33 protein-coding genes are annotated in these 26,649 nt (G+C 68.3%); 12 read left to right on the plus strand and 21 right to left on the minus strand.

Annotated elements, in window-relative coordinates:
• The first annotated feature begins 114 nt into the window (after window positions 1-114).
• Entirely contained in the window at window positions 115-408 is a 294-nt protein-coding gene (gene csx16 / locus QZ588_RS10780; protein WP_295542560.1) for a CRISPR-associated protein Csx16, read from the plus strand.
• Window positions 409-441: 33 nt separating this feature from the next.
• Here csx16 and dapE read toward each other — a convergent pair whose 3' ends face one another.
• From dapE to dapC, 4 genes are all read right to left on the minus strand, one after another.
• Window positions 442-1,581: a succinyl-diaminopimelate desuccinylase gene (gene dapE / locus QZ588_RS10785; RefSeq protein WP_295542561.1), complete on the minus strand. Its 1,140-nt coding sequence runs from the start codon at window positions 1,579-1,581 to the stop codon at window positions 442-444.
• On the minus strand, window positions 1,578-1,922 hold the full coding sequence (locus QZ588_RS10790; RefSeq protein ID WP_295542562.1) for an ArsC family reductase: 345 nt from the start codon (window positions 1,920-1,922) through the stop codon (window positions 1,578-1,580). The genes dapE and QZ588_RS10790 overlap by 4 nt, the downstream gene beginning before the upstream one ends.
• 7 nt (window positions 1,923-1,929) lie before the next feature.
• Complete coding sequence (gene dapD / locus QZ588_RS10795) at window positions 1,930-2,751, minus strand: 2,3,4,5-tetrahydropyridine-2,6-dicarboxylate N-succinyltransferase (RefSeq protein WP_295542563.1); 822 nt, start codon at window positions 2,749-2,751, stop codon at window positions 1,930-1,932.
• Window positions 2,752-2,835: 84 nt separating this feature from the next.
• Complete coding sequence (gene dapC / locus QZ588_RS10800; protein WP_295542565.1) at window positions 2,836-4,032, minus strand: succinyldiaminopimelate transaminase; 1,197 nt, start codon at window positions 4,030-4,032, stop codon at window positions 2,836-2,838.
• Between the two features lie 124 nt (window positions 4,033-4,156).
• Here dapC and QZ588_RS10805 point away from each other — a divergent pair, with 124 nt between their 5' ends.
• Both QZ588_RS10805 and QZ588_RS10810 read left to right on the plus strand, forming a co-directional pair.
• The gene (locus tag QZ588_RS10805; protein ID WP_295542566.1) at window positions 4,157-4,540 is read left to right on the plus strand and encodes a VOC family protein; all 384 of its coding nucleotides are present in this window, start codon (window positions 4,157-4,159) and stop codon (window positions 4,538-4,540) included.
• A 173-nt stretch (window positions 4,541-4,713) separates the two neighbouring features.
• Window positions 4,714-5,754, plus strand: a complete 1,041-nt coding sequence (locus QZ588_RS10810; protein WP_295542569.1) for a hypothetical protein — start codon at window positions 4,714-4,716, stop codon at window positions 5,752-5,754.
• Window positions 5,755-5,853: 99 nt separating this feature from the next.
• Here the strand turns inward: QZ588_RS10810 and QZ588_RS10815 are convergent, their stop codons facing one another.
• Window positions 5,854-5,985: a hypothetical protein gene (locus tag QZ588_RS10815; protein WP_295542571.1), complete on the minus strand. Its 132-nt coding sequence runs from the start codon at window positions 5,983-5,985 to the stop codon at window positions 5,854-5,856.
• Between the two features lie 240 nt (window positions 5,986-6,225).
• Here QZ588_RS10815 and QZ588_RS10820 point away from each other — a divergent pair, with 240 nt between their 5' ends.
• The gene (locus QZ588_RS10820; protein ID WP_295542572.1) at window positions 6,226-6,843 is read left to right on the plus strand and encodes an ankyrin repeat domain-containing protein; all 618 of its coding nucleotides are present in this window, start codon (window positions 6,226-6,228) and stop codon (window positions 6,841-6,843) included.
• Window positions 6,844-7,059: 216 nt separating this feature from the next.
• On the opposite strand, the gene QZ588_RS10825 is transcribed toward QZ588_RS10820, so the two are convergent.
• Together QZ588_RS10825 and QZ588_RS10830 are read right to left on the minus strand one after the other, a co-directional pair.
• Window positions 7,060-7,452, minus strand: a complete 393-nt coding sequence (locus QZ588_RS10825; protein WP_295542574.1) for a glutathione S-transferase N-terminal domain-containing protein — start codon at window positions 7,450-7,452, stop codon at window positions 7,060-7,062.
• A gap of 327 nt (window positions 7,453-7,779) precedes the next feature.
• Window positions 7,780-8,262 carry a DUF4870 domain-containing protein gene (locus tag QZ588_RS10830; RefSeq protein WP_295542576.1) on the minus strand — a complete coding sequence of 161 codons (483 nt, stop codon included), beginning with the start codon at window positions 8,260-8,262 and terminating at the stop codon, window positions 7,780-7,782.
• A gap of 185 nt (window positions 8,263-8,447) precedes the next feature.
• On the opposite strand from QZ588_RS10830, the gene QZ588_RS10835 reads away from it, so the two are divergent.
• The 3 genes from QZ588_RS10835 to QZ588_RS10845 all read left to right on the plus strand — a co-directional run bounded on the left by QZ588_RS10835 (window position 8,448) and on the right by QZ588_RS10845 (window position 10,691).
• Window positions 8,448-9,011: a nucleotidyltransferase family protein gene (locus QZ588_RS10835; RefSeq protein WP_295542578.1), complete on the plus strand. Its 564-nt coding sequence runs from the start codon at window positions 8,448-8,450 to the stop codon at window positions 9,009-9,011.
• A 131-nt stretch (window positions 9,012-9,142) separates the two neighbouring features.
• Window positions 9,143-9,856, plus strand: a complete 714-nt coding sequence (locus tag QZ588_RS10840) for a VWA domain-containing protein (protein ID WP_295542580.1) — start codon at window positions 9,143-9,145, stop codon at window positions 9,854-9,856.
• A gap of 37 nt (window positions 9,857-9,893) precedes the next feature.
• On the plus strand, window positions 9,894-10,691 hold the full coding sequence (locus QZ588_RS10845; protein WP_295542582.1) for a molecular chaperone DnaJ: 798 nt from the start codon (window positions 9,894-9,896) through the stop codon (window positions 10,689-10,691).
• Here the strand turns inward: QZ588_RS10845 and QZ588_RS10850 are convergent.
• A complete protein-coding gene (locus QZ588_RS10850; RefSeq protein WP_295542583.1) occupies window positions 10,640-10,942 on the minus strand; it encodes a hypothetical protein in 303 nt (100 codons plus the stop codon). The genes QZ588_RS10845 and QZ588_RS10850 overlap by 52 nt on opposite strands.
• A 224-nt stretch (window positions 10,943-11,166) precedes the next feature.
• On the opposite strand from QZ588_RS10850, the gene QZ588_RS10855 reads away from it, so the two are divergent.
• The gene (locus QZ588_RS10855; protein WP_295542585.1) at window positions 11,167-11,373 is read left to right on the plus strand and encodes an antitoxin MazE family protein; all 207 of its coding nucleotides are present in this window, start codon (window positions 11,167-11,169) and stop codon (window positions 11,371-11,373) included.
• Complete coding sequence (locus QZ588_RS10860) at window positions 11,373-11,699, plus strand: type II toxin-antitoxin system PemK/MazF family toxin (RefSeq protein WP_295542587.1); 327 nt, start codon at window positions 11,373-11,375, stop codon at window positions 11,697-11,699. The genes QZ588_RS10855 and QZ588_RS10860 overlap by 1 nt, the downstream gene beginning before the upstream one ends.
• Window positions 11,700-12,068: 369 nt before the next feature.
• On the opposite strand, the gene QZ588_RS10865 is transcribed toward QZ588_RS10860, so the two are convergent.
• From QZ588_RS10865 to cutA, 13 genes are all read right to left on the minus strand, one after another.
• A complete protein-coding gene (locus QZ588_RS10865; protein ID WP_295542589.1) occupies window positions 12,069-12,902 on the minus strand; it encodes a symmetrical bis(5'-nucleosyl)-tetraphosphatase in 834 nt (277 codons plus the stop codon).
• 49 nt (window positions 12,903-12,951) lie between these two features.
• The gene (apaG, locus tag QZ588_RS10870; protein WP_295542591.1) at window positions 12,952-13,335 is read right to left on the minus strand and encodes a Co2+/Mg2+ efflux protein ApaG; all 384 of its coding nucleotides are present in this window, start codon (window positions 13,333-13,335) and stop codon (window positions 12,952-12,954) included.
• 57 nt (window positions 13,336-13,392) lie between these two features.
• The gene (lpxA, locus tag QZ588_RS10875; RefSeq protein WP_295542593.1) at window positions 13,393-14,169 is read right to left on the minus strand and encodes an acyl-ACP--UDP-N-acetylglucosamine O-acyltransferase; all 777 of its coding nucleotides are present in this window, start codon (window positions 14,167-14,169) and stop codon (window positions 13,393-13,395) included.
• A gap of 13 nt (window positions 14,170-14,182) precedes the next feature.
• Window positions 14,183-15,763 carry a bifunctional phosphoribosylaminoimidazolecarboxamide formyltransferase/IMP cyclohydrolase gene (purH, locus tag QZ588_RS10880; RefSeq protein ID WP_295542595.1) on the minus strand — a complete coding sequence of 527 codons (1,581 nt, stop codon included), beginning with the start codon at window positions 15,761-15,763 and terminating at the stop codon, window positions 14,183-14,185.
• A gap of 228 nt (window positions 15,764-15,991) precedes the next feature.
• The gene (locus QZ588_RS10885; RefSeq protein ID WP_295542597.1) at window positions 15,992-16,291 is read right to left on the minus strand and encodes a helix-turn-helix domain-containing protein; all 300 of its coding nucleotides are present in this window, start codon (window positions 16,289-16,291) and stop codon (window positions 15,992-15,994) included.
• Between the two features lie 29 nt (window positions 16,292-16,320).
• Window positions 16,321-17,523, minus strand: a complete 1,203-nt coding sequence (gene dusB / locus QZ588_RS10890; RefSeq protein WP_295542599.1) for a tRNA dihydrouridine synthase DusB — start codon at window positions 17,521-17,523, stop codon at window positions 16,321-16,323.
• A gap of 214 nt (window positions 17,524-17,737) precedes the next feature.
• Window positions 17,738-18,664: a 50S ribosomal protein L11 methyltransferase gene (gene prmA, locus QZ588_RS10895; RefSeq protein ID WP_295542602.1), complete on the minus strand. Its 927-nt coding sequence runs from the start codon at window positions 18,662-18,664 to the stop codon at window positions 17,738-17,740.
• An 87-nt stretch (window positions 18,665-18,751) separates the two neighbouring features.
• Window positions 18,752-20,092 carry an acetyl-CoA carboxylase biotin carboxylase subunit gene (accC, locus tag QZ588_RS10900; RefSeq protein ID WP_295542604.1) on the minus strand — a complete coding sequence of 447 codons (1,341 nt, stop codon included), beginning with the start codon at window positions 20,090-20,092 and terminating at the stop codon, window positions 18,752-18,754.
• Complete coding sequence (gene accB, locus QZ588_RS10905; RefSeq protein ID WP_295542605.1) at window positions 20,089-20,544, minus strand: acetyl-CoA carboxylase biotin carboxyl carrier protein; 456 nt, start codon at window positions 20,542-20,544, stop codon at window positions 20,089-20,091. Before accB ends, accC begins: the two co-directional genes overlap by 4 nt.
• A gap of 87 nt (window positions 20,545-20,631) precedes the next feature.
• Entirely contained in the window at window positions 20,632-21,081 is a 450-nt protein-coding gene (gene aroQ, locus QZ588_RS10910; RefSeq protein ID WP_295542606.1) for a type II 3-dehydroquinate dehydratase, read from the minus strand.
• A 201-nt stretch (window positions 21,082-21,282) separates the two neighbouring features.
• Window positions 21,283-21,843 carry a TlpA disulfide reductase family protein gene (locus QZ588_RS10915; protein WP_295542608.1) on the minus strand — a complete coding sequence of 187 codons (561 nt, stop codon included), beginning with the start codon at window positions 21,841-21,843 and terminating at the stop codon, window positions 21,283-21,285.
• On the minus strand, window positions 21,840-24,170 hold the full coding sequence (gene dsbD / locus QZ588_RS10920; protein WP_295542610.1) for a protein-disulfide reductase DsbD: 2,331 nt from the start codon (window positions 24,168-24,170) through the stop codon (window positions 21,840-21,842). Before dsbD ends, QZ588_RS10915 begins: the two co-directional genes overlap by 4 nt.
• A 74-nt stretch (window positions 24,171-24,244) precedes the next feature.
• A complete protein-coding gene (gene cutA / locus QZ588_RS10925; RefSeq protein WP_295542612.1) occupies window positions 24,245-24,586 on the minus strand; it encodes a divalent-cation tolerance protein CutA in 342 nt (113 codons plus the stop codon).
• A gap of 249 nt (window positions 24,587-24,835) precedes the next feature.
• Between cutA and QZ588_RS10930 the strand changes: the two genes are divergently transcribed.
• The 3 genes from QZ588_RS10930 to groEL form a co-directional block, all read left to right on the plus strand.
• Window positions 24,836-25,267, plus strand: a complete 432-nt coding sequence (locus QZ588_RS10930) for an FxsA family protein (RefSeq protein WP_295542613.1) — start codon at window positions 24,836-24,838, stop codon at window positions 25,265-25,267.
• Between the two features lie 353 nt (window positions 25,268-25,620).
• Entirely contained in the window at window positions 25,621-25,911 is a 291-nt protein-coding gene (groES, locus tag QZ588_RS10935) for a co-chaperone GroES (protein ID WP_295542614.1), read from the plus strand.
• Window positions 25,912-25,966: 55 nt separating this feature from the next.
• On the plus strand, window positions 25,967-26,649 hold a 683-nt coding region (groEL, locus tag QZ588_RS10940), incomplete at its 3' end, for a chaperonin GroEL (protein WP_295542616.1).

A 26,649-nucleotide genomic window follows, 5' to 3' on the forward strand; every position in this document is an offset into this window, starting at 1 on the left:
CCGGGCATGCGCCGGTCGCCGGTTTGGCAAGCTTGCGGACGCCGACAGGTGGCACAGGGGGCTTAAGCTCATCCCCCATCGAGCCCTACAGCGATTGCAGGAGAAGTTGCATCGATGACGACGTATTTCGTATCGCGCCATCCCGGCGCCCACGACTGGGCGGCCGAGGAAGGCCTGGTGGTCGATGCGGTGGTGGCGCATCTGGACCCCGAGACCGTCACGTCCGGCGACCGGGTCATCGGCTCGCTACCGGTGAATCTCGCCGCGGACGTCTGCGCGCGTGGCGCGCGCTATCTGCATCTTTCACTCACGCTGCCCGCCGCTTTGCGCGGTCGGGAGCTGGACGCCGATCAGATGCGCGCCTGCGGTGCCCGCATCGAGGAGTACCGGATCGAGCGCGTGCGCTGAGGGGGGGGCGGGCGGCTGCCCGCGACGGGCACCTCAAGTCAGCAGCCGCCGCAGCATTTCCGCGTAGATCGCCGCGAGCTGATCCAGCTCCTTCACCGCCACGCACTCGTTGACCTTGTGGATGGTGGCGTTCACCGGGCCGACTTCCAGCACCTCGGCGCCGGTGGGTGCGATGAAGCGCCCGTCGGAGGTGCCGCCGCTGGTGCTGGGCTCCGCGATCACACCGGTGACCGCCGCGATGGCGTCGAGGCCGGCGTTGAGCAGGGCACCGGCGGGGGTCAGGAACGGAAGGCCGGAGAGGCGCCAGTCGAGCTGGTAGTCGAGGCCGTGGGCGTCGAGGATGGCGTGGACGCGCTCCTGGATGGCTTCCGGGGTCTGTTCGGTGGAGAAGCGCAGGTTGAACACGGCGGCGAGGGCATCGGGGATGACATTGTCGGCGCCGGTGCCCGCATGGACGTTGGAGATTTGAAAGCTGGTGGGCGGGAAATGCGCGTTGCCCTGGTCCCACTGCTCGGCCGCCAGGGCCGCGAGCGCCGGAGCCGCGCGGTGGATGGGGTTGTCCGCGAACTGGGGGTAGGCCACGTGGCCCTGCCTGCCCTGGATGTACAGCTTGCCGGTGAGGCTGCCACGGCGGCCGTGCTTGACGATATCGCCCAGGCGCGCCTTGCTGGAAGGCTCGCCGACGAGGGCGTAGTCGATCTTTTCGCCCCTCGCCTCCAGCGCCTCCACCACCTTGCGCGTGCCATCGATGGACGGGCCTTCCTCATCGCTGGTGATCAGGAAGGCGATGGAGCCCGCGTGGTCCGGATGGACGGCGAGGAAGCCCTCGGTGGCCGTGATCATGGCCGCCAGCGCCCCTTTCATGTCGCAGGCGCCGCGGCCATGGAGCATGCCGTCGCGGATGGTGGGCTCGAAGGGGTTGGTGTCCCAGCGCTCCAGCGGACCGGGCGGTACCACGTCGGTATGGCCGGCGAAGCAAAACACCGGGGCCTCGTCGCCGCGTCTGGCCCAGAAGTTGTCCACCTCACCGAAGCGCATGGGCTCGAGCTGGAACCCGAGTCGCTCCAGGCGCGCCATCATCAACGCCTGGCAGCCGGCGTCCTCGGGGGTGACGGACGGGCGGCTGATCAGCTCGCAGGCGAGCCGCACGGTGGCGGAGGGCTGTTTGGTCATGATGCGAAGAGCGCTTGGTATTGGTCCTCGGTGAAGCCGACGTGGCGGCTGCCACCGATGTCGAGCACGGGACGACGGATGATGGTGGGTGTCTGCAGCATCACCTGAAAGGCGCTTGCCTCATCCAGATGGTCTCGCACCGCCGGCGGCAGTTTGCGCCACATCTGACCGCGCTTGTTGAGTAGGTGCTCCCAGCCCAGCTCGGCCACCCAGCTGCGCAGCGTGGCTTCATCCAGGCCGGCGCGCTTGTAGTCGTGGAAGACGTAGTCGATGCCGCGCTCGTCGAGCCAGGCGCGTGCCTTCTTGACCGTGCCGCAGTTGGCGATGCCATAGAGTGTCATGGGACCATCAAATATCGCGCAGCAGCTCGTTGAGCCCCACTTTGCCGCGGGTTTTTTCGTCCACCTGCTTGATGATGACGGCGCAGTAGAGGCTGTGGCTGCCGTCTTTGGCGGGCAGATTGCCGGGGACCACCACCGCGCCCGGCGGCACATGGCCGTAGATGACTTCGCCGGTCTCGCGGTTGTAGATCTTGGTGCTCTGGCCGATGTAGACACCCATGGAGATGACGGCACCCTGGCCGACGATCACGCCCTCGACGATCTCGGAGCGGGCGCCGATGAAACAGTCGTCTTCGATGATGGTGGGTGCGGCCTGCACCGGCTCCAGCACGCCGCCGATGCCCACACCGCCGGAGAGGTGCACGTTCTTGCCGATCTGCGCGCAGGAGCCGACGGTGGCCCAGGTGTCGACCATGGTGCCGGAGTCCACGTAGGCGCCGATGTTGACATAGCTTGGCATGAGCACGCAGCTGGGGGCGATGTACGCGCCACGGCGGGCCGTCGCCGGCGGTACCACGCGCACACCGCCGTCGCGGAACTCCCGCGAGTTGGTGTCCGCGTACTTGGACGGGACTTTGTCGTAGTAGTTGGTGAAGCCGCCCTTGATGAACTGGTTGTCCTCGATGCGGAAAGACAGCAGCACGGCCTTTTTCACCCAGTCGTTCACCACCCAGCTGCCGCTGGTCTTCTCGGCGACCCGCAGCTCGCCGCGGTCGAGGCGGTCGATGGTTTCGAGCACGGCATCGCGCACGTGTGTCTCGACATGTCGGGGAGTGATGTCGGCGCGGCGCTCGAAGGCCTTGTCGATGATGGCTTGGCTGTCGGACATGATGGGTTCCTCGGTGCTGCGGTGTGAGCGGTGCCGGGGGCGCGCCGCCGTCGCCGACGCGGGCCCCGCCCTGGGGGGCTGATCTCAGAGTTGGCGGCAGAAGTGGGCGATGCGCTCGGCGGCCTCGACGCATTCGGCGAGGGGGGCCACCAGCGCCATGCGCACGCGGCCCCGGCCGGGATCGCCGTCGTCCGTGGGGCGCGAGAGAAAGCGCCCGGGCAGCACGGTGACATGCTGCTCGGCATACAGGCGCCGGGCGAACTCGGTATCGTCCAGCGGCGTCTGCGGCCACAGGTAAAAGCCGCCCGCCGGCCGGTCGACGTCCAGCACGCCCCGGAGCACCGCCAGCACGGCGTCGAACTTCTCGCGGTACAGGCGCCGATTGTCCACCACATGCTGCTCGTCCCGCCAGGCGGCGGCGCTGGCGTGCTGCTGCGGCAGCGCCATGGCGCAGCCGTGATAGGTGCGATAGGCCAGGAAGCGCCGGATGATGTCGGCGTCGCCGGCGACGAAGCCCGAGCGCAGCCCCGGTGCGTTGGAGCGCTTCGACAGGCTATGGAAGACGACGCAGCGCTGAAAGCCCGTATTGCCCGCGGCGGCCGCCGCCTGCAGCAGTCCCACCGGCGGCTCGGTCTCCTGCGGGTAGAGCTCGCTGTAGCACTCGTCGGCGGCGATGATAAAGTCGTGGCGCTCGGCGAGCTCGATGAGCCGCACCAGCGTCGCTTGGCTCAGCACGGCGCCGCTGGGGTTCCCCGGCGAGCAGATGTAGAGCAGCTGGCAGCGGTCCCAGCTGGCCGCATCCACGGTCTCGAAGTCCGGCTGATGGCCGCTGGCGGCGGTGCAGGGGAGAAACCGGGGTTGCGCGCCCGCCAGCAGCGCCGCGCCTTCGTAGATCTGGTAGAACGGGTTCGGCAGCAGCACCAGCGCATCTGCCTCCGCGTCCACCACCGCCTGGGCAAAGGCGAACAGCGCCTCGCGCGTGCCGTTCACCGGCAGCACATGGCGCTGCGCGTCCAGGGCGTCCGGCGGCAGCTGGAACCGGCGGGTCAGCCACTCGGCGATGGCTTGCCGCAGCATTGGCATGCCGCGTGTGGCAGGATACGTGGCCACGCCGTTCAGGTTGGCCGCCAGGGCCGCGGTGATCAGGGTTGGTGTCGGATGCCTGGGCTCGCCGATGGACAGCCGGATGGGCGCGAGCCCGGATGGTGGCGTCGCCGTCGCCAGTAGCGCGGCGAGCTTCTCGAACGGATAGGGTTGCAGGCGGTCCAGTCGGGGATTCATGCTGGGGGCGGAGGCTGTGTCGACCGAGCGCCGGCATGGGGCTCGAGGCGGGATCTATCGAACGCGTAATCTGTCAGTATAGGCGATGGGCTCGTCGCCGCGAAACCGCGAGGACGCGAAACCCATGGCAATGGTCAACGCTCTGCACCACGTCAGCCTGCTGGTGACTGACACCGAGCGGGCCCTCGGCTTCTACCGCGATCTGTTGGACTTGCCGGTGTCCGCCGAGCGCCCGAGCCTGGGTTTCGCCGGCGCCTGGCTGGACATTGGCCCGCAGCAAATCCACCTGCTCGAGCTGCCCAACCCCGATCCTGTCACCGACCGCCCCGCCCACGGCGGACGCGATCGCCATGTCGCGCTGCTCGTCCACGACCTCGACACGATAGCCGCCCGTCTACGAGCCGCCGACATTCCCTTCACCGTCAGTCGCTCGGGTCGGCGCGCATTGTTCTGCCGCGATCCGGATGCCAATGCCGTGGAGCTCATCGAGGCGCCTGCCGCACCTTGAGCCGGTGCCCAGCTCCCCACCCAGCCCCGGGCCGCGCGCCCATCGGTGGCGTAAACGCCTGTACGATCGGGCGTTATGCTAACATCCCGCAAGTGGCATAGGGCTGATGCATCGCCATGGGCAATCGCCGTCGGCATCCGCCCATCCGTGCAATCCAGACGGAGCATTCGGTCTTGACAGTCATGCGCACCCTGACCTTGTTGTTGTTGTTGCTTGCCCTGGCCGGCTGCGCGGGCCTGGAGCGCTCCGGGCGGGGTGACGGGCAGGTCGACGCGGGTGATCTGGCCGATCTGCCGCGGGTGAGTCTTCCCGGGGCCCGGCTGCAGGAAGCGCGCTCCGTGGCCATGGCGGCGGCACGTACCAAGGGTTGGACAATCCTCACCGCCGACGCCAATCGCTTGGTGCTGGAGCGCCAGCTGCCGCCCGACGCCCCGCAGGCGCAGGCCCTCGGCAGCGTCCTCGCCCCGCCACGCATTCAGGTCGTGACAGACATCGCCGAGCGCAGCGACGGCACCGTCGTGGCGCTGCGTGCCTTCGTGCTCAGCAATCCGGGGACGCCCGAGGAACGGCGTATCGACTACACCGCCGACTACGAGAGCCAGCTGCTGATCTCGCTGAGTGCTCTCACCTCGTCCTGGATCGCCGCGCGGGACAAGCTGCGCTCGCAGGTCCCGGTGCTGGCCACCACCGAAGCCGACGCCACCGATACGGATGCGGTCGGTGACCTCGGTGATGCGGCGACCACCGTGAGTGCAGGGGCGGCGCAAGCCGCGGTGGCTGCGCGCCCGGCGCCCACGTCAGCGCCTGAAGCCGCCGATGCCAGGGCGCGCACGGGACGCGCATCGCCGGAGACGGGGCAGACGACGCCGCCGGCCATTGACGACTGGCGCGGCGGCGATGCGCGGGGCGCCATGGCGCAGCGCGCGGTCACCGGCGTCGACGGCGCTGTGACGGGACCGTCGCCCATTGCGCCCACAGCCCCCGCCGACAGCGGCGCACCCAACGAGATGCTGGTGCTCAATCGACAAGGACGCACAGGCCTCTGGGCCTACTACGCCGAAGACTTCGCGCGCTTGCGGGGCTGCGCGCTCGGTGGACGCGGTGCGGTGCTGCTACAGGAGACCGACGGCTTCGAGGTGCACGAGGTGGAGTGTGTCGGTCGCAACAACCTGCTCGTGAAATGCCGCGGAGGCGTTTGCGAGCCCATGCGCTGACACTCGCCGGCGCATGCCGCGGCCAGTGCGCCCCGGCGGAGACCATTACCGGCGGCGATGGACCGACCCCCATGCGCACACCCTAAGGTGGCGCTGGGCTCAGTCGTCGTGCCGGCGCGGGTCATCGGCGTTGGCGTTGCGGCTGGAGCGGCCCATCAGCAGCGCACCGGCGATGCCGAGGGCCGCGAGCAGCAGTAACGAGATGGCGATCAGACTTCCGACGAGACTCACGCGATGCTCCTTCTGTTGGATGGATGCAAGCGACCGGCGGCACGCGCCGCCGGCGGCACGCCGTTGCATGCTGTCATTAGTGTAGAGTTCAGGCCACGCGCCCCGGGCGCTGCGCCGACGACATCATCTTGAAGTCATTGATCGAGCTGTTATTGCTTGCGGATTCGCATTGGCACGGGCGCGCCGAGCGCGCATCATGCAGGCATTCCCATGCAAACGCATCCCATTGCCATTTGACCCATGTCGAAGATTGTCTGGCTATTGCCCTTGCTGCTGGCGCTGCCGCCATTGCTGCTGGTGGGCGGTGACGACGACGCGCCCGAGCGGCCGCCGGCGTCGAGCCTGTTGCAGATCGCCGAGCGGGGCGACATCTCCGCGCTGGACGCCCTGCTCGAGCGCCGCGCCGATGCCAACGTGCGCGACAGCTGCGACTGGACGCCGCTGATGAAGGCCGCCGTCAACGGTCACCGGCAAGTCGCCGAGCGGCTCCTGGATGCCGGTGCCGTGGTCGATGCCACCGACCAGGGCGGCTATACGGCCCTGTTGCTGGCCGCCTCCAACAACCATGTTGCGGTGGTGGAACTGCTGCTGGCACATGGCGCGATGATCGACATCCAGGAGCAGACCGAAGGCTACACGCCGCTCATCTGGTCGGCCCACCGCGGCCATGCCGAGACGGTGCAGGTCCTGCTGGCGCATGGCGCCGATGCGACATTACCGGACCTGCAAGGGCATGGCGCCGCCTGGCACGCGGCCAGTCAGGGGCATCCGCGGGTCGGGGCCCTGCTGCAAGGTGCAGGCGACGGGGCCCATGCCAATGCCGCCGGCGGGCGTGACCGAAATCCCCACGCTGGTTGATCCGTCCCCCGGCGCGCGAGATCTGGCGGCGCAACGCCACCCGATCCAGGCTGTCGATAGCCTGAGCCCAGGGGATGGCGGGCACCGGCGATGCGCCATCGGGCTACGGCGGGGCCTGCGCTGCGGCGGCGCCGGCGGCTGCGAGCAGGCCGGCGAGGAGCAGCGGCCAGAGGCACTGGCCTGAGCGCCCGGAGCGCTGCGCCATGGCGGCGTGCGTCAGCCGGCCTGTTGCGCGGGTGCCGTTGCGCCGAAGCGGCCCTCCAGGTAGCGGATGATCTCGTCGGATTCGAACAGCCACTGGGTGCCCTCGGCCGAATCGATGCGCAGGCAGGGCACCTGGATGCGCCCGCCTTCGCGCTCGAGCGTGCTGCGATGCACCGGGTCGTGCTGGGCGTCTCGCAACTCCACCGGCAGGTTGAGCCGGTGCAGGACGCGTCGGGTCTTGATGCAGAAGGGGCAGGCGAAGTATTGATACAGCGCCAGGCCGTGCAGGGCCTGCTCAACCTCTTGCTGCGCCTCGGGCGTGCGCTGCATGGGCTTGGGACGGGTGATGTGGTCGATAAAGGCGATGGTGCGTCCGAGCCCTTCGCGAACGAGCTTGAGTAGCATAACGGGTCCTCAGTGCAATGATTGCGGTCGCAGGGTGACGATGGAGGGTGTTCGGTCGGTGCGCCGGCAGTCGCCCGGGCGCGCCGCGGGTGCAGACCGGTCGCGGCTCATCTGTCTGCAGACATGCGTGGCATTGGGCGATTGTAACCGCGCCGGCCATCGGCCCGACCGCGCAGTTGGAGCGGAAAGCTTCGCGGCCCCCCGCACCGCCCCTTGATGCCGGGGCGCAAGCGCGCACATACGCCGCCACCGCCGTTCCCCGTGGCGCGCGTCCGCGGGCCTCGAGACGGCGCAAGTGGCGGGGCCGGGCGTCGCTTCCTCGCGCTGTCATTTCAGGAATGCGATGCTGAGCGGATAGCGCCAAAGCTCGCCGGCGTTGGCCTTGATGGCGCCGATGATCGGAAACACCACCGCCACCACCACGAGGGCCAGCAGCAGCGGAATGCCAACGAAGACCAGCACCAGCAGGGACGCTCCCAAGAGGTAGATCAACGCTGACAGGATCCAGTTCATGACGACCTTGCCGTGGGCATCGATCGCCGGTAGCTCCGCTTTTTTGAGTTGCCAGATCAGCAGCGGCGCGAGGAAGCCCGCCAGCGGCAGCACGAGGCCCAGCAGCTGCGAGAGGTGTAGCAGCAGGGCCCATTCGCGGGTTCGCGCCTCGACGCTCCCCGCAAGCAGTGAGCCGGTGGATGCCGACGGCGATTCGCCGGCCAGAGCCCGCTGTTTGGCTTGCTGGAACTCGTCGTCGCTGAGGACGCCGGTTTCTTTGAGCCGCTGCAGGCGTTCGAGGTCGTCGCTGATGGTCATAGGCTTGGGCGGTCGTTCGCGAGGGATGACGACTATGGCATGTGTCGCCTGCGTGGATTGCCGGCCGCATGGACGCCGCGACGCCCGGCTGCCCCGGTCCAACGGCGCGCTATTGTCGACTCGCGAGATCCGTCATGTCGAGCCGACGCTGGCACGCGGCATGCTGGAATCGCTGACGAGGCTGTATGCATCTCTGTGCGCTGTTGCTCGCCGCCGGCGCTGGCCGGCGCTTCGGCACCGATAAGCTGTCTGCGCCGCTCGCCGACGGTACGCCGGTGGCCGTCGCCACCGCACGCAATCTATTGGCGGCGGGCTGTGAGGTCAACGCCGTGGTGCGCGCCGCCGAGACCGGTGTTGCGCCGGCGCTGGCACGGCTCGGTATCGCGCTGGTGCCCTGTGCGGATGCCCACCTCGGCATGGGCCATAGCCTGGCCTGCGGGGTGCGCGCCAGCACCGATGCCGACGGCTGGCTTATCGCGCTGGCGGACATGCCGTTCGTGCAGCCGGCGAGCATCAGCGCCGTCGCCGACGCACTGGCGGCGGGCTGTGCCATCGCGGCGCCCAGCTTCGGCGGCCGCCGCGGGCATCCCGTGGGCTTCGCGGCGGGCTTTCGCGAGGCGCTCCTCGACTTGCGCGGTGATCAGGGCGCCCGCGGATTGCTACGGGCGCAGGCAGACCGCATCGTCACCATACCAGTCGCCGATGCGGGCATATTACGCGACATCGACCGCCCCGGGGATCTGCGCTGATGCGCCGGCGGCGATCCGACATCGCGGCACCTGCGATCATCAACGGGGTCCAATCGTGTCGACGTGCCCACGCTTGATGGCCCCGGCGCCGACTGATCCGCCGCCATTGCAACGCTCAACCCGCAGCACTCATGACAAGATCCCGTAAAGACCTCGAACGTCCGTCCTCCGACGGCGAGATCGACGCCTTTCTGCAACAGGTAGCCCGGACTCCGCCGCGGGCTAGGGCGGGCCCGCGCGGGCGGCTCATCTTCGCCATGGATGCCACCGCGAGCCGCGAGCCCACCTGGGACCGGGCGGCGGACATCCAGGTGGCCATGTTCCACGAGACCCGCGACCTGGGCGGCCTGGAAGTCCAGTTGTGCCACTACGGCGGCTTCCGGGAATTCCACGCCTCGCCCTGGTGCGCCAGCGCCGATGCGCTGTTGCCGCGCATGACGCGCGTGCGCTGCAATGCCGGACTGACGCAGATCGCCCGCGTGCTGGCGCATGCCAAAGCCGAGGCCGGCCGCAAGTCCGTCAATGCGTTGGTGTTCGTCGGCGACTGTGTGGAAGAAGATCATGACCGCCTCGCCGGTGCCGCCGGCGAGCTGGGGCTGCTCGGCGTGCCGGTGTTCGTCTTCCAGGAGGGGCGCGAGCCCCAGGCCGAGCGGGTGCTCAAGGACATCGCCCGGCTCTCGGGCGGCGCCTGGTGCCCCTTCGACCACCGCAGCCCGCAGGCGCTGAAAGACCTGCTGAGTGCGGTTGCCGTGTTCGCCGCCGGCGGGCGCAAGGCGCTCACGGACTTCGGCCGGCGCCGCGGCGGCGCCGTGCTGCAACTCACCCACCAATTGGAGAAGCGATGACCGCCATGCCGCTCGCACGCGCTCACGGGGGGCGAGAATGGGTCGCCTGATCGTCCTGTTGGCCATCGGCGTGGCGCTATGGTGGTTCTTGCATTGGTTTCGCCGCACGCCGCCGCAGCAGGTGGCCGCTGTCCTGCGCAAGTCACTCATCTGGGTGGCCGTCGGCCTGCTGCTGCTGGCGGTGCTGAGCGGGCGGCTGAATCCCCTGTTCGCCGCCCTGGCGGCGGCGGTGCCGGTGGTGTTTCGGGCGCTGCACCTGTTGCAGGCGCTGCCGGCACTCCACCGCATGCTGCAGTCTTTGGGCCTGGTGGGGCCCGGGCCCGTGGGCGGCGGCCTGGGTGGCGGCGGCCAGGCCGGTGGCGATCCGTCCGGTGGCGGTGGGCAGTCGTCCATCCGCACCCGCTATCTCGACGTCTCCCTGGCGCACGCCAGCGGCGCCATGGACGGCGAAGTGCTGGAGGGCCCCTTCGCCGGCCAGCAGCTCTCGGCGCTCACATTGGCGCAGCTGCTGCGCATGCTGGAGCTCTATCAGGAGCGCGATGCCCGCTCGGCGGCGGTGCTGACCGCCTACCTGGACCGGGAGCACCCGGACTGGCGCGAGGACGCCGCCGCCGGCGCCGCGGGGCAGGGGGGCGGCACGACGGGCCAGGCCGCAGCCCGCGGCATGACCAAAGACGACGCCTGGTCCATTCTCGGCTTGGAGCCCGGGGCCAGCACCGACGCCGTCCGCGCCGCCCACCGCCGGCTCATGCAGCGCCTGCATCCGGATCGCGGTGGCAGCGACTATCTGGCGGCACAGATCAACGCGGCGAAGGATTTGCTGCTGGGCGAATAACCCGCTGTGAAACCACTCGTCCGACACGGCGCCCGATGCAGTTGCGGGCCACGGTAGTCGGTGAACTGCTCGGCGACTTGCGCCGGTGACCTGGTCTTCACCTCAACCCCGCGTAGTTCCAGGTCCGCCACAAACAGTTCCGTCTGCCCGCCGACCAAGGCCTCGATGCGCTGCGCCAACGCCGGCCATTGCGCCTGCGGCACCTCGAAATGGCGCCCGAGGTTGAGCACCGTGCGCTGGCTTCGACCCATGACTTACCGAAAATCCGCGCCGGAAAATGTCAAAGATGGGCTAGGCGGTTTCGGTGGCCCAGAGTGCTCGGAACCCCGCGGCGGGCGCAGCCGCGAGATGTGGGGCTGTGCGAGTCCACGACCGCGACGGCGAGTCTTCTTAGCAAGGGGCGCCCGCTGTTCGCGAGCCGATGATTTTAAGATTAAACTGTACGCGTCACGCTACACTGATCGACGAGACGCGAATGACCCAGAACCCAGCACCGATGCATCCAGCCGACCGTGCGCAACGCGCGGCGAGCGGCCTGCGTCCCGTCGTTCTCTGGGTGCCTGACACCCGGCAGCCGGGATTCTGCGATGAGCTCAGGCGACAGCTTGCACGGGTCGAAGCAGACGCCGATGACCGCGAGACCCTCGATTTCATCGAGGCCGCGGCCGACTGGCGCGATTGATGCGCCGCGGAGATATTGTCACCGTCGCGGCGCCGGTCGATTACGGCAAACCCCGGCCGGCCGTCGTCATCCAGGCAGACCTCCTCAATGAGGTTGCGCAGTCGACGATCGTGGCGCTCGTCACCGGCCATCTGGTGGATGCACCGCTCCTACGCTTGACGCTGAAGCCCGACCCCGAAAACGGGTTGCAGAAACCATCCCAAGTTCAGCCCAATCGGTTGCTCACCCTTCCGAGCGCAAAAATCGGTGCGAAGATTGGCCGGCTATCTCCAGAGCAAATGATCGAGTTGGACCGTCTCCTGGCCGTGGTCGTCGGACTCGCATGACTGGGCCCGGCAGGCAGCGATGCCGGAGCACGGAACGCGGGCGGGCTGAATCTGCTCCTAAGCGGCGCACGACTGGGGCGCTGAGTTGCTCTACGGATGCTGGCCCATTCAGCAACGGAGTCGAGCAATGATCCCCTTTGTCGAGGGGGTGCGCCCGCGTTGCAGACAGGGGCGGACGGAGGAGTCTTGGCGTATGGTCAGGGGCGTTTGCAGTCGCGATCGATAGGGCGGTCATCGTTGGCAGTGCGCGGTTATCGAGGGTTATCGCAGGCGCATAGGCAATCAGCCGCGACGCGAAGAGCCCGGCGCTCAAGGCCAGCCGGGGGCGCGATGGGCAAAAGACTGCTTGAGCGGATGAATGGATGTCAGTCAGCCGGGGGTCTGGTGGCCAACGCAGTCGAGGTCGTAAACCTTGATGGGCCTCTTGCGCCGCACGCGCACCGCGGTCAGGCTGCCGCCCCAGACGCAGCCGGTGTCGAGGGCCCAGACATTGTGCTCGGCGATATAGCCCAGGGTGGACCAGTGGCCGAACAGGATACGGGTCTCGCGGCTCGCACGCCCCGGCACCTTGTACCAGGGCAGGGCGGCGTCCGGCTGGTTGCCGGGCAGGGCCTTCTCGTGCAGCAGCAGACGACCGTCGGCGGTGCAGTAACGCAGGCGTGTCAGGCCGTTGGTGATGAAGCGCAGGCGCTCCATGCCACGCAGGTCGTTCGACCACTGATCGGGCTGGTCGCCGTACATGGCCTGCAGGAAGTCGACATGGCCGGGGCCGCGCAGCGCGACTTCCAACTCCTGCGCACAGGCCCGCGCCTGCGCCAGATCCCACTGCGGCGGCAGGCCGGCGTGGACCATGGCGAAGCGTTTGTGATCGCTGTGGTGCAGCAGCGGCCGGTGGCGCAGCCAATGCAGTAGCTCGTCGCGGTCCGGCGCCGTCAGCACATCGTCCATGGTGTGCTTGTTGATCAGGCGCCGATTGCCGGCGGCGAGTGCCAGCAGGTGCAGATCGTGGTTGCCGAGCACCACCACGGCGCGATCGCCCAGCGCCTTGAACCAGCGCAGCACGGCCAGCGAGCCGGGGCCACGGTTCACCAGGTCGCCGACGGACCAGAGCTTGTCGTGGGCGGGGTCGAATTCGATGTGGTCCAGTAGCCGCCGGAATTCGTCGTAGCAGCCCTGGATGTCGCCGACGGCGTAGGTGGCCATGGTGTCGCTGCGAGCGGGTGTCTGGGGCGAGGCGAAGACAGGCTACGGATCAATGCAGGCGCCCGCGGTCTCCCAGGGAGAAGGCGGGGATCTGTGCATCGAAGCGGGTGCCATCGTCGGCGAGCATGTCGTAAGTGCCATGCATGCTCCCCACCGGGGTGGCGATCTGCGTGCCGCTGGTATAACGGAAGGCCTCACCGGGTTGCAGAAGCGGCTGTTCTCCGACGACGCCGGCGCCACGCACTTCCTGCTGCTTGCCGTCGGCATCGGTGACGATCCAATGCCGGTTCAGCAGCTTGGCGGGGATACTGCCGGTGTTACGGATGGTGATGGTGTAGGCGAAGACGAAGCGGTTGTCGGCGGGGTCCGATTGCTCGGCGATATAGTTGCTGACTGCGCTCACTTCGATGCGATAGGGCTCGTCTGCTGCCATCTGCGGTTCCTGTCTGCGATGTCGGTTCGTGTTGCTCGGGGTTATGGTGCCGTTGGCTCAGGCGAAGCCCATGATGCCGCGCTCGGAGGTACGGCAGAAGGCGACGATGGCGTCGGTGTCGGGCCCGGGCAACTCCTGTTCGGCGCGCGTCAGGGCTTGGGCCAGCGGCGCGCCCGAGCGCAGCACCCGTTTGTAGACCGCCTTGATGTGGGCGCGGCGGGCCTGATCGAAGCCGTTGCGCTTGAGTCCCACCGCGTTCAGACCGATGAGGCGTGCGCGCTGGCCATTGGCGATGAGATAAGGCGGTACATCCTGTGACACGCCGCTGACACCCCCGAGCATGGCATAGGCGCCGATGCGGCAGAACTGATGCACCGCCACCTGCCCGGAGACGAAGACATGATGCGCAAGCTCCACGTGGCCGGCGAGGGTGGCGGTGTTGGCGAAGATATTGTCGTCGCCGACGCTGCAATCGTGTCCCACATGGCTGTAGGCCATGAACAGATTACGGCTGCCGATGCGGGTGCCAGCGGCGTGCTTGATGCCGTGGCTGACGTTGACGCCCTCGCGGAACTGGTTGTCGTCACCGATGGTGAGCGGCTTGGCCCGGTCCGGCGAATAGCCCAGATCCTGTGGCTGTGTGCCCAGGGTGACGCCATGACAAATGCGGTTGTTGCCCCCGAGCCGGGCCTGGCCGTAGATACGGGCGCAACTCTCCACCACGCAGCCTGCGCCCAACACCGCGCCCGACTCGATGATCGAGTACGGGCCCACCGACACGCTGGCATGCACGTCGGCGCCGGGCTCGATGATGGCGGTCGGGTGGATGGGCATAGCCGTCCCTTGCTCAGTGGCGAAAATGCCGCATACCGGTGAAGACCATGGCCATGTCGTGCGCGTCGGCGGCGGCGATGACCTCTTCGTCGCGCATGGAGCCGCCCGGCTGGATGACGGCGGCGATGCCGTTGGCGGCGGCTTGGTCGATGCCATCGCGGAATGGGAAGAAGGCGTCGGAGGCCATCACCGCGTCCTGCACGGCAAGCCCCGCCTGCTCCGCCTTGATGCTGGCGATGCGCGCGGAGTTGACGCGGCTCATCTGGCCGGCGCCGACGCCGATGGTCTGCTGCCCGCGGGCGTAGACGATGGCGTTGGACTTGACGAATTTGGCCACACGCCAGCCGAACAGCAGGTCGCGCATTTCCTGCTCGGACGGGGCGCGGCGGGAGACCACCCGCAGCTCGCCGGTGAGCGCCAGATCGGCGTCCTGCACCAAGAGCCCGCCGAGGACGCGCTTGTAGTCCAGGTGGGGGGCCGGGGCGCCATCCCAGGCGCCGCAGGCGAGCAGGCGTACGTTCTTCTTCGCGGCCACCAAGGCCGCCGCCTCGGCCGAGACCGTGGGCGCGATGATGACCTCGACGAACTGGCGCTCGACGATGGCTTGCGCCGTCGCCGCGTCCAGCTCGGCATTGACGGCGATGATGCCGCCGAAGGCGGATTCCGGATCGGTGGCGAAGGCGCGCTCGTAGGCGTGCTGCAGGGTCTCGCCATAGGCGACGCCGCAGGGATTGGCGTGCTTGACGATGACGCAGGCGGGCGCGTCGGCGAACTGCTTCACACACTCCAGCGCCGCATCGGTGTCGGCGATGTTGTTGTAGCTGAGCGCCTTGCCTTGCAACTGCTGCGCACCGGCGACGGACGCCGGTGGCACATCCCGGGCCACATAGAAGGCCGCGCGCTGGTGTGGGTTCTCGCCGTAGCGCATGGCCTGGCGCTTGCTGAACTGCAGGTGGAAGGTGCGCGGCAGGGCGGTCTGCGCCGTTGGCGGTTGTGCCTGCGGATGCTCGATGACGGCGCCCAGGTAATTGGCGATGGCGGCGTCATAGGCGGCGGTGTGCTCGAAGGCCTTCACGGCGAGGTCGAAGCGGGTCGCATCGCTGACGGCGCCGCCGTGGTCTGCCATCTCGGCGAGCACCCGGCCGTAGTCGGCGGCGTCCACCACCACCGCGACGGCGGCGTGGTTCTTGGCCGCCGCCCGCAGCATGGCCGGGCCACCGATGTCGATGTGCTCGATGGCGGTGGCGAGGTCGCAGCCGGGCCTGGCCACGGTGGCCTCGAAGGGGTAGAGGTTCACCACCACCAGGTCGATGGGCTTGATCTCGTTCTCGTGCATGACGCCGTCATCGAGACCGCGCCGGCCGAGGATGCCGCCGTGGATGCGCGGATGCAGCGTCTTCACCCGCCCGCCCATGATCTCTGGAAAGCCCGTGTGATCCGAGACCTCCATCACCGGTACGTCCGCGTCGGTGAGCAGTTTCGAGGTGCCCCCCGTGGAGAGGATCTCCACGCCCCGCTCGGCGAGGGCGCGGGCAAAGTCGGCCAGACCGGTCTTGTCGGAGACGCTGATGAGGGCGCGGCGGATAGCTTGCATGGAAGGTCTCGCGAAGGCTGAGCGCACAGCAGGGGGCGGCGTGCAAGGGACGCAATGCAACGCGCAGCGCACGGGCCGGCGCGCATGCCAAGCGGCGCGACGACCTGCTCGGCGCGGCGCTCCGCTGGCGATTATGCCATCGCCGGCCGGGTCGCGCAGGGCGCCGCGGCGTGCCACGCCCCGGGCGCTGCCACCGCGGCGATGCTCACCCGGGCACCGGCGGTGGTGTCAGGGCTCTGCGCCGGTGTCCGCCGTCGCATAGGCGGCGAGCTTTTTGCGCAAAGTACTGCGGCTGATGCTCAGCATGCGTGCGGCCACGGACTGGTTGTTGCCCGCCGCCTCCAGCACGGTTTCGATCAGGGGACGCTCCACCTCGTCCATGACCAGGCGATGCAGGCCTGCCACGTCCTGTCCGTCCATGTTGTGCAGGTAGGTGCGCACGGCGGTGCGCACGCATGCACGCAGCGGCTCGTCGTGGCGGGTGGCGATTACGGTCGGGTCCGACCAATCAGTGTCTTGTGCTTGCAAGGGAGTAACCTTGGCTGCCGTCGCGCTCGTCATGCTGCGTCCTCCAGATCCGCGGCCTCTTCGAACAGGGCACGGACCAAGCGAGTCTGTTGTTCTGGTGTCTCGACCCGGTTGATGCGGTCGAGATGGATTTGGCGTGTGTGCAGTGCATCCGGCGGTGCTGGATGCTCGTCGGCAGCTTGTGCTGCATTCCCGCCGCTGGCCCGTGGGCTGTTATGCACTGGTCGTCTCCCCTGATCGGGTGTTGCTGTCGCGCGCAGATACCAGCCGATGTGCTTGCGCGCGATCCGTACACCGCGAGCGGTGCCGTAGAAGCGATACAGTTCCTCCAGGTGGCTGATCAACGTGGTGCAGATCCAGTGGCTGCTCGGTGGTGGCAAATGCTCGCCGGTGGCCAGGTAATGATCGATTGCCCGAAACAGCCAGGGGCGGCCCTGGGCGGCGCGGCCGATCATCAGCCCATCGGCGCCGGTATAGGCCAGCACCTGCGCCGCGCGCTCGGGGCTGTCGATGTCGCCGTTGGCCACCAGCGGGAACTCCGCCGGCAGGCCGGCCTCGGCGCGCAGGGCCCGCAGGCTGTCGAATTCGGCGCTGCCACCGTAGCCGCAGGCGCGGGTGCGGCCGTGGACGGCGAGCATGGCGATGCCGGCTTCCCGGGCGATGCGGGCGATGCGCGGCAGGTTGCGCGTGTGTGGCGACCAGCCGGTTCGGGTCTTGAGTGTCACCGGCACCGGCACCGCCGCCACCACGGCCTCGAGGATGCGTGCGACCAACGGCTCGTCGCGTAACAGGGCCGAGCCGGCGGCGGCCCTGCAGACCTTCTTCGCCGGGCAGCCCAGGTTGATGTCGATGAGCTCGGCCCCCTGATCGACGTTCGCGCGGGCGGCGTCGGCCAGCCATTGCGGGTTGGCGCCGGCGATCTGCACCGCGATGGGGCCGGGCTCGTCGCGGTGATCGGCGCGCTCGCGGCTCTTGCGCGAGCCGCTGAGTGCGGGATTCGCCGAGAGCATCTCGGACACCGCCATGCCGGCGCCGAGGCGCCGGCAGAGGCTGCGAAACGGCCGGTCGGTGACCCCCGCCATCGGCGCCAGCAGCAGGCGATTGGACAGTCTGATGCCGCCGATGTCGAGTCCCGTCACGGGCGCGCGAGCGCCGGCGCTCGCGCGCCCGTCGGACGGACGTGCGGGGTCGGCGGCGCGGTCACTGGCGCGGATCGATGGACTCGTCGACATGCGTGGCATGAATCATCGGCGCAGAGGGATCAGCGCGAAATTTTAGCCAAACTCGGCGCTGCCAGCAGGATTCGCGGTGGTGGGCAGTGACCGTCTTCGGCCGACAAAACGGTGCATCGGGCGCTGCGGGCAGCATGGCGCCGGGCCGCACCCGGCAGCGCCGGGTACTTGCCGGCGCAGCAACTATTGGGCGGTGCCGCGCCGCGCTGCGATGCTAGCGCCGTCGTCCGGTGAGCAGTGCCCAGTCGTCTCGTGTCGCCGCGGGCTCCATCGTGAAGTAGGGCGCATAGCCATCGGCGACCCGCGTCGCCTGATGTGCGAGCAGCCCGGAGAGACCGAGCGCGGCCGCCGGTGCCGCCAGCTGTGCCAGCGTCGGTGCCAGTTGCATGAGCGGTCCGGCGAGGATGTTGGCCACCACCACGTCGGCGGTGGTCGCCGGCACCTGCTCCGGGCGTGCGACGGTGAGGCGATCGAGCACGCCGTTGCCGATGGCGTTGTCGACGGTGGCATCCAGCGCCTGGGGGTCGTGGTCCACCGCCAGCGCCGCTGCGGCGCCGAGCTTGAGCGCCGCGATGGCGAGGATACCCGAGCCGCAGCCGTAGTCCAGCACCCGTTTTCCGGTCAGGCGCAGGCTGTCCAGCCAGGTCAGGCAGAGCGCCGTGGTGGGGTGATGGCCGGTGCCGAACGCGAGCCCCGGATCCAGATCCAGCACGACGCCCTGCCAATCCGCCCCCTGCGCCTGCGGCGGTCGTTCTCCGCGCGGGCAGACCCACAAACGTTGGCCGAAGCGGGTGGGCGCGAATGTATCCATCCACACCCGCTCCCAGGGGCGATCTTCGAGATTGGCAACGGTGGGTGGTGACAATGCGACCTCGGCGAGCGTCGCCGCGGCCGCCTCAGCCGCCGCCGCACCGGCATCGTCGTCTGCGAACAGTGCGGTGATGCGCAGTCGCCGCCACAGCGGTTGGGTCGCGGGCGCCGGCTCCCAGATGCCGCCGGCGATGGGCTCGGCACGGCGATCGTCGGGCTCGTCGGCGGCATCGTCCAGGGTGACTGACAAGGCGCCGGCCTCTTCCAGTGTCGACTCTGTCTGCTCGGCGTGGTCGCGGGCGATGATGATGGTGAGTTGGAGCCAGGACATGGCAGCGCAGCGAAGCTTTGGGGATGAGACTTGGGGTGGCGGTGCTCTGGGGGCGGCGAATGCGGGGCTGCTGGGGCCCCGCGTCGCCTACAAGCCGAGCTTCTTCTCCAGGTAATGAATATTCGCGCCGCCCTGCTGGAAGGCCGAATCCTTCATGATTTGCCGGTGCAGCGGGATGTTGGTGTCGATGCCCTCGATGACGGTCTCGCGCAGGGCGTTACACATGCGCGCTAGCGCAACCTCACGGTCCTCGCCGTGGGTGATGAGCTTACCGATCATGGAATCGTAATAGGGCGGCACGACATAGCCCGCATAGATGTGGGTGTCGATGCGCACGCCCGGGCCGCCCGGGCCGTGGAACTCCTTGATCCGGCCGGGGCTGGGGCGGAATGTCTCCGGGTGCTCCGCATTCAGCCGGCATTCGATGGCATGACCGCGCCAGTCGATGTCGCCCTGGCGATAACGCAACCGCTGGCCGGAGGCCACCAGGATCTGCTCTTTGACCAGATCGACCCCGGTGATCATCTCGGTGACCGGGTGCTCCACCTGCACGCGGGTGTTCATCTCGATGAAGTAGAACTCGCCATCCTGATACAGGAACTCGAAGGTGCCGAGGCCACGGTAGCCAATCTGCTCACAGGCCTTTGCGCAGCGCTCGCCGATGAAGGCGCGCTGCTCTTGGGTAATGCCGGGAGCCGGCGCCTCTTCGACCACTTTTTGGTGGCGGCGCTGCATGGAGCAGTCGCGCTCGCCGAGATGGATGGCGTTGCCGTATTGGTCCGCCAGTACCTGAAACTCCACGTGACGCGGGTTCTCCAGATACTTTTCCATGTAGACGGTATCGTTGCCGAAGGCGGCGCTCGCTTCCGCCTGCGTCAGCGAAATGGCGTTCAGCAGCGTGGCGTCGGAATGCACCACGCGCATGCCGCGACCGCCGCCGCCGCCGGCGGCCTTGATGATGACCGGATAGCCGATCTCCCGCGCCAGTTCCAGGGTGTGCTTGTTACTGCCGTCGATGGGCCCATCGGAACCCGGCACACAGGGCACGCCGGTGTGCTTCATGGCCTTGATGGCAGAGACTTTGTCGCCCATCAGGCGGATGGTCTCGGGCTTGGGGCCGATGAACACGAAGCCCGAGCGCTCCACGCGCTCGGCGAAGTCCGCGTTCTCCGACAGGAAGCCGTAGCCCGGATGGATGGCGACGGTGTCCGTCACCTCCGCGGCGCTGATGATGGAGGGGATATGCAGGTAGCTGTCCCGCGACGGCGCCGGACCGATGCAGACGGACTCGTCGGCGAGCAGCACGTGCTTGAGGTCGCGGTCGGCCTCGGAATGCACGGCGACGGTCTTGATGCCGAGCTCGCGGCAGGCGCGCTGGATGCGCAGCGCGATCTCGCCGCGATTGGCGATGAGGATCTTCTCGATCATTCGATGACGAAGAGCGGCTGGTTGTACTCCACGGGCTGACCGTTTTCCACCAGGATACGACGCACGACACCGGCCTTCTCGCACTCGATCTGGTTCAGGATCTTCATGGCCTCGATGATGCAGAGTGTGTCACCGAGCTTGACGTCCTGACCTTCTTCGACGAACGCCTTGCTGCCCGGTGACGGCGCCCGATAGAAGGTGCCCACCATCGGCGAGCGCACCATGGCGCCCTCGTCCGCTTCCGGCTCTGTTTCGGACTCCGCGGCGCCGGCGGTGGGCGCCGCCGCCGGTGCCGTGGCCGCGCCCGCGCCGGGCGTCTGCATCATGGCGTGCATGGGGGCGCTGCCGTGGCGGCTGATGCGCACGGACTCTTCACCCTCGTGGATTTCGATCTCGGCGATGTTGGATTCTTCGAGGAGCTCGATGAGCTTCTTGACCTTGCGGATGTCCATGATGTGGTTGTGCCGGCCCTCAGGGCTTAGGTGTGGTGTTGGGCGCGGGGGTGCCGGGCGCCGGTGCCTGTGGTGCGAGCGTCGCGCTCAGCAGGGGTGGGGACCGAGTCGCCGCAGTGCCGCGCTGAGCGCCAGCTCGTAGCCGACGGCGCCGAGCCCGGTGATGGTGCCTGCGGCGATGTCCGAGAAATACGAGTGCCGCCGAAAGGGCTCGCGCGCGTGGATGTTCGAGAGGTGCACCTCGATAAAGGGCAGCTGGACGGCGAGCAGGGCATCGCGCAGCGCGACGCTGGTGTGCGTGAAGCCCGCCGGATTGACCAGCGCAAAGGCGACACCGTCGGCGCCCCCCTGGTGCACCGCGTCGATGAGCACATGCTCGGCGTTGCTCTGCACCAGCCGCAAGCTATGCCCGGCGGCCTCGGCCTGTTGCGACAAGCGAGCGCCGATATCCGCCAGGGTGTCGCGACCATACTGGGCGGGCTCGCGAGTGCCGAGCAGATTCAGGTTCGGACCGTTGAGACAAAGGATTTGGGCCATGGGCTGTGTGGACGACTGCTGGGCGCACGGTGCCCCACACGGAAGCGCAGCGCATAAAATTCGGCGATACGTCGCTAACTGCGGCGATCGAACGCACAAGTGGTGCGCAGATTATTGCCTACAATTTACGGCAAACTGCGCGGGATTACAAAGCCCAAATGCATTGGACTTCGATGCAGATGCCTACGGAATCGTGCTGATTCAGCCGGTTTCTCGGTTCAGCAGGGGTAAAATGCGGGTGTGCACCAGCTCTGCGGTGATCTCGCCGGTCTGGCTGAAGACGCGCCGGCCGAGGGGATCGAAGACGACCGTAAAGGGCAGGCCCCCGGTGCGATTGCCGAGCCGACGGGCGAGCGCCACCGTCGCCGTGTCACCGAGCAAAATCTGGTAGCTCACCTGGTGCTCGGTCAGGAAGCGCTCCACCGCTTGCCGGGCGTCGATGGCGATCCCCACCACCTGCAGCTCGCCGGGATCGACGCCACGCTGCAGCTGATCGAGCATCGGCATCTCCCGCAGGCAGGGTTGGCACCAGCTGGCCCAGAAGTTGAGCACCACCACCTTCCCGGCCCAGGTATCGCTGGCCACCGGTTGCCCCGAGAGGTCGGGCAGGCGCAGTTCGGGCAGCGCGGCGATGCGGCCGTCGTCGCCACGGCGGCCGAGGTCGAGGTCCTGCTGCGCGAGCCAGCGCTCGCCGAACAGGGCGGCGCCGATGCTGAGCGTTCCGGCCAGCACCGTCACCACCAGCACCTTGGCCGGATTCATTGGGCGATCTCGTTGAGGTGGGCCGCGAACTCGTCCGCGGGCACGAAGCCCACCAGGCGGTAGCCGCGAAGCTCTTCGCCGCTTTCATCGAAGAACAGCATCGCCGGCGGCCCCGGGATGCCGAAGCGCTCCTGCATCAAGGCCTTGTCCGCGGCGTCGTTGGCGGTGACGTCCGCCTGCAGCACGACGAACTGATCGAGCGCGGCGATGACGTCCGGATCGGGGAAGGTATAGCGCTCCATCTCCTTGCAGGACACACACCAGTCGGCGTAGAAGTCCAGCATCACGGGCTTGCCGGCGGCGCTGGCGGCGGCGATCTCCCGATCCAGATCGGCGCTGGTCTTGATGGGCGTGAAGGCCTTGTGCGCCGCCGCCTGGCCGCCGCCGGCGGCGACGATGCCGCGCAGCGGCTGGATGGTGTCGCGCCCACCGGCGGCGGCGCCGACGATCATCAGTACGCCGTAGACCAGCAGCGCCAGGCCCAGCGCCTTCCACAGCTTGGTCCAGCCGCCGGCCGCCTGGGTGATGGTGGTGAGCGCGCCCAGGTAGACGCCGGAGGCGATCAGCAACAGACCCCAAAGCAGCATGGCGACCGCCGGCGGCAGCACCCGCTCCAGCAGCAGAACCGCAACCGCGAGCAGCAGCACGCCGAAGACGGCCTTGACCGCGTCCATCCACATGCCGGCGCGCGGCAGGAGCTTGCCGGCGGAGGTGCCGATGGCCAGCAGCGGCGCGCCCATGCCGAGGCCCAGACCCAGCAGGGCAAAGAAGCCGAGCACGGCATCGCCGGTCTTGCCGATGAAAATGAGCGCGCCCATCAGCGGCGGCGCCACGCAGGGGCCGACGATGAGCGCCGACAGCGCCCCCATGATGGCGGCGCCGGCGAGGGTGCCGCCCTCCTGCTTGTTGCTCATCTCCGTGAGCTTGCTCTGCCAGCTGCTCGGCAGTTGCAGCTCGTAGAAGCCGAACATGGACAACGCCAGCAGCACGAACACCGCGGCGAAGGCCGCCAGCACCCACACGTTTTGGAAGGTGGCCTGGAGATTGGCGCCGAAGAGTCCGGCGATGACGCCCACCACCGCATAGGTCAGCGCCATGGCCAGCACATAGGCCAACGACAGGAAGAAGGCCTTGCGGGTGGTGATGCTGTCGCCCTGGCCGGCGATGATGCCGGACAGGATCGGGATCATCGGGAACACGCAGGGCGTGAAGGCCAGCAGCAAGCCCAGGCCGAAGAAGATGGCCATGGCGCCGACGATGCCGGCATCGGCGAGACGGGCGGCGATCTGATCCTGCTCCGACACGCGCGCGGGCGCCGCGCCCGCGCCGGCGCCGGCCACCGCCGCCGGCTCCATGTCGGCCAGCGCCACGGTCTGCGCGGCCGCCGGCAGCGCCAGTGCGATGCGCTCGGTCACCGGCGGGTAGCAGATGCCCCGCTCGGCGCAGCCCTGATACTTGGCCACCAGCGTCACCTCGGTGGGCTCGGCGGCGCCGCGCCTGAGCGGCACCGCCAGGTCGACGGTGCCTTGATAGATGGCCACATCGCCGATGCTGCCGTCCGGCCGCACCGTGTCCGGCTTCACCTCCGCCGGCGGCAGCTCGTAGGCACCGATCTGCACGCCCTCGGCGTCCTCGAGGGCCAGCGCGATTTTCTCCTCGTACAGATAGGTTCCGGGGGCAATATCCCAGGTGAGTGCGAGGCGGTCCGCCGCCGCCACGTCGGCCGTGAAGCGGAAAGCCTCTTCCACCGGCAGGATGTCGTCGCCGATGCCGAGCCCCATCGACTGTGCGCCGCCGCCGTCCGTGAGCGCCTGGGCCAGACTTGGCGCCGGCGCCGGCGTGGATGCCGCGCGGGGGGGCGCCGGCGCCGCCACGGCTGCCGTGTCCGCCGCCGCCAGCGTCGGCAGCTCCAGCAGAATGCGCTGCTTCTGCGGCGGGTAGCACAGACCGGCATCGGCGCAGCCTTGGGACTTGGCTTCGATGGCCACCAGGTCGCCGGCCGCCGCGGTCCGTGCCACGGGCAGTCTGGCCTCGAGACGATCCCGGTAGATCTGCACCTCACCGAAGAACTCGTCCTGCTTGACCTTGGCCGCCGGCAGCGCCGGGCGGCCGAGGGTGATGCCGGGACTGTCGCTGTCGAAGCGGAACTTGCTGCGGTACATGTAATAGCCGGGCTCGATGTCCCAGCGGACGATGACGGCATCCGGCCCCGCCGCCTCCCCGGAAATGCGGAAGGCCTGATCCGGCTGCAGGAACTCGTCGGCGGCACCCAGGGCCAGCGATGGGACGAGCGCCAGCACTTGGCAGAACGCCACCAAGGCAAGCATCGGGCCGCTGCGGCCCGACCCGCGGCGGCGCAGCGGACGCGTTGATTGGTTGCGGCGCCCGCGGGCGCGTGCGATCAGGCGTTGGTAGTTGTGCATTGACGAACCCAATCGAGATAACTGTCGTGGCCGGCGGTGATGGGATGGGCGATCACCTCCGGCACGTCGTAGGGATGGAGCTCACACAGGCGCGCGGTGAGCGCCGGCAGTCGTGCCGCCGTGGTCTTGATCATCAGCAATGCCTCGCTGTCGCGCTCGACCCGGCCCTGCCAGCGGTAGATGGACACGGCGCCGGGCAGCAGGGTGGCGCAGGCGGCGAGCCCCGCCTGGACCACTGCGCCGGCCAGGGATTCGGCGACGGCGGCATCCGGGCAGGTGCAAAAGACCACATGGACATCGGCGGGGTTGTTGTTCGACATGCGGGCGGCCTCCGCGATGGGACAGCTGGAGATGGATGAGCGCATGGCCGCGCCAGCGCCCGCCGTCGGTGCCACAACTGCCAGCGACGGCGGGCGCATAGCCTAACGGAATTCGCGGGCTCGAGCCCCGGGGTTTGAATCGGCTTTTCCGGACAGACGTTACGGGTTTGACGCTGTCGCCGCACTGCGTGCTCGCCCACCGCATGGCTCGGCGGCGCCCACCGCAGTTCTGATCCCGAGACCGATTCCATGTGGCTTTTCCTGCTCATTTTCGTTGGCGCTCCGCTGGTGGAGCTGTATTTCCTGATCCAGGTCGGCTCTTTCATCGGCGCCCTGCCCACCATCGCCTTGTCGGTGCTGACCGCCGTCATCGGCGGGGCCCTGGTGCGCATGCAGGGCCTCGGTGTGCTGCTTCGCGTGCGCCAGGCCATGGACCGGGGAGAGGCGCCGGCCCTGGAGCTGTTGGACGGCGCCGTACTGCTGGTGACCGGCTTCCTGTTGTTACTGCCGGGCTTCCTCACCGACATCTTAGGCTTCCTGCTGCTGATTCCACCGTTGCGTCGCGCCCTGATCCTGCGCTACGTGCGTGTCGACACCCTCGGCCCCCGCCGCGATGACGATGACCTCGGCGGCGGCCACCGACCCCGCATCATCGACGCCGACTGGCGCCGCGAGGATTGAGCCTCGTCGCGCCTCCGCCAAGCCCCTCCAACGGCGATCGCCGTGCGCGTTGCACACATGCGCATCGCCGATGGCGCATCGCCAAGAGCCTCGCCCGTGGCGCGCCGCACGCTGGCCATGCGTCTGGCGCATGCCGGGGCGAGGTGAGGGCGCACTACCGCTGCTACCCGCTCGTCTTGTGGCAAACCGCACTTGACACCCAAAGCGCGCGCCCTATTATTAGCAGCCGCTACCGCTGAGTGCTAACACAGCCGGGATGCCTGCTCCAGTGCCCGCCGACGGGCCCATGCGGGCCACCGGCATCCGGCATCTCAACATCCTTAACCCACCCAGAAGCTGAGGGGAAAGCAAGCATGAACATCCGTCCGCTGCACGATCGCGTCGTCGTCCGTCGTATGGAGGAAGAGCGTACCTCCGCCGGCGGCATCGTCATTCCGGACTCCGCCACCGAGAAGCCCATCCAGGGCGAAATCATCGCCGTCGGCAACGGCAAGCTCATGGACAGCGGCGACACCCGCGCGCTGGACGTCAAGGTCGGCGACCGCGTGCTGTTCGGCAAGTACTCCGGCACCGAGGTGAAGCTCGACGGCGACGAGTTCCTCGTCATGCGCGAAGACGACATCATGGGCGTGATCGAGTCCTGATCCCGGCCGTCAGCAGCTGAAGCATCCATTCTCTGAACAACGAGGTAAGCAACCCATGAGCGCGAAAGAAGTCCGCTTTTCCACCGACGCCCGTAACCGCATGATGGACGGCGTTAACGTCCTGGCCAACGCAGTAAAGGTCACCCTCGGTCCCAAGGGCCGCAACGTCGTGCTCGAGAAGTCTTTCGGCGCCCCGACCGTGACCAAAGACGGCGTCTCCGTGGCCAAAGAGATCGAGCTGTCCGACAAGTTCGAGAACATGGGCGCGCAGATGGTCAAGGAGGTCGCCTCCCAGACCTCCGATGTCGCCGGCGACGGCACCACCACCGCCACCGTGCTGGCCCAGGCCATGGTGCGCGAAGGCCTCAAGGCCGTCGCCGCCGGCATGAACCCCATGGACCTCAAGCGCGGCATGGACAAGGCCGTCGAAGCCGCCGTCAGCGAGCTGGCCAGCCTGTCCAAGCCCTGCTCCGACAACAAAGAAATCGCCCAGGTGGGCACCATCTCCGCCAACAGCGACGAGTCCATCGGCGAGATCATCGCCGAGGCCATGGAGAAGGTGGGCAAGGAAGGCGTCATCACCGTCGAAGAAGGCAAGAGCCTGCACAACGAGCTGGACGTCGTCGAAGGCATGCAGTTCGACCGCGGCTACCTCTCGCCCTACTTCATCAACAACCAGCAGAGCCAGACCGCCGAGCTGGAGGACCCCTTCATCCTCCTGCACGACAAGAAGATCTC

This window comes from uncultured Thiohalocapsa sp. (genome assembly GCF_913062725.1).
In the GTDB taxonomy this organism is placed as follows: Bacteria; Pseudomonadota; Gammaproteobacteria; order Chromatiales; family Chromatiaceae; genus Thiohalocapsa.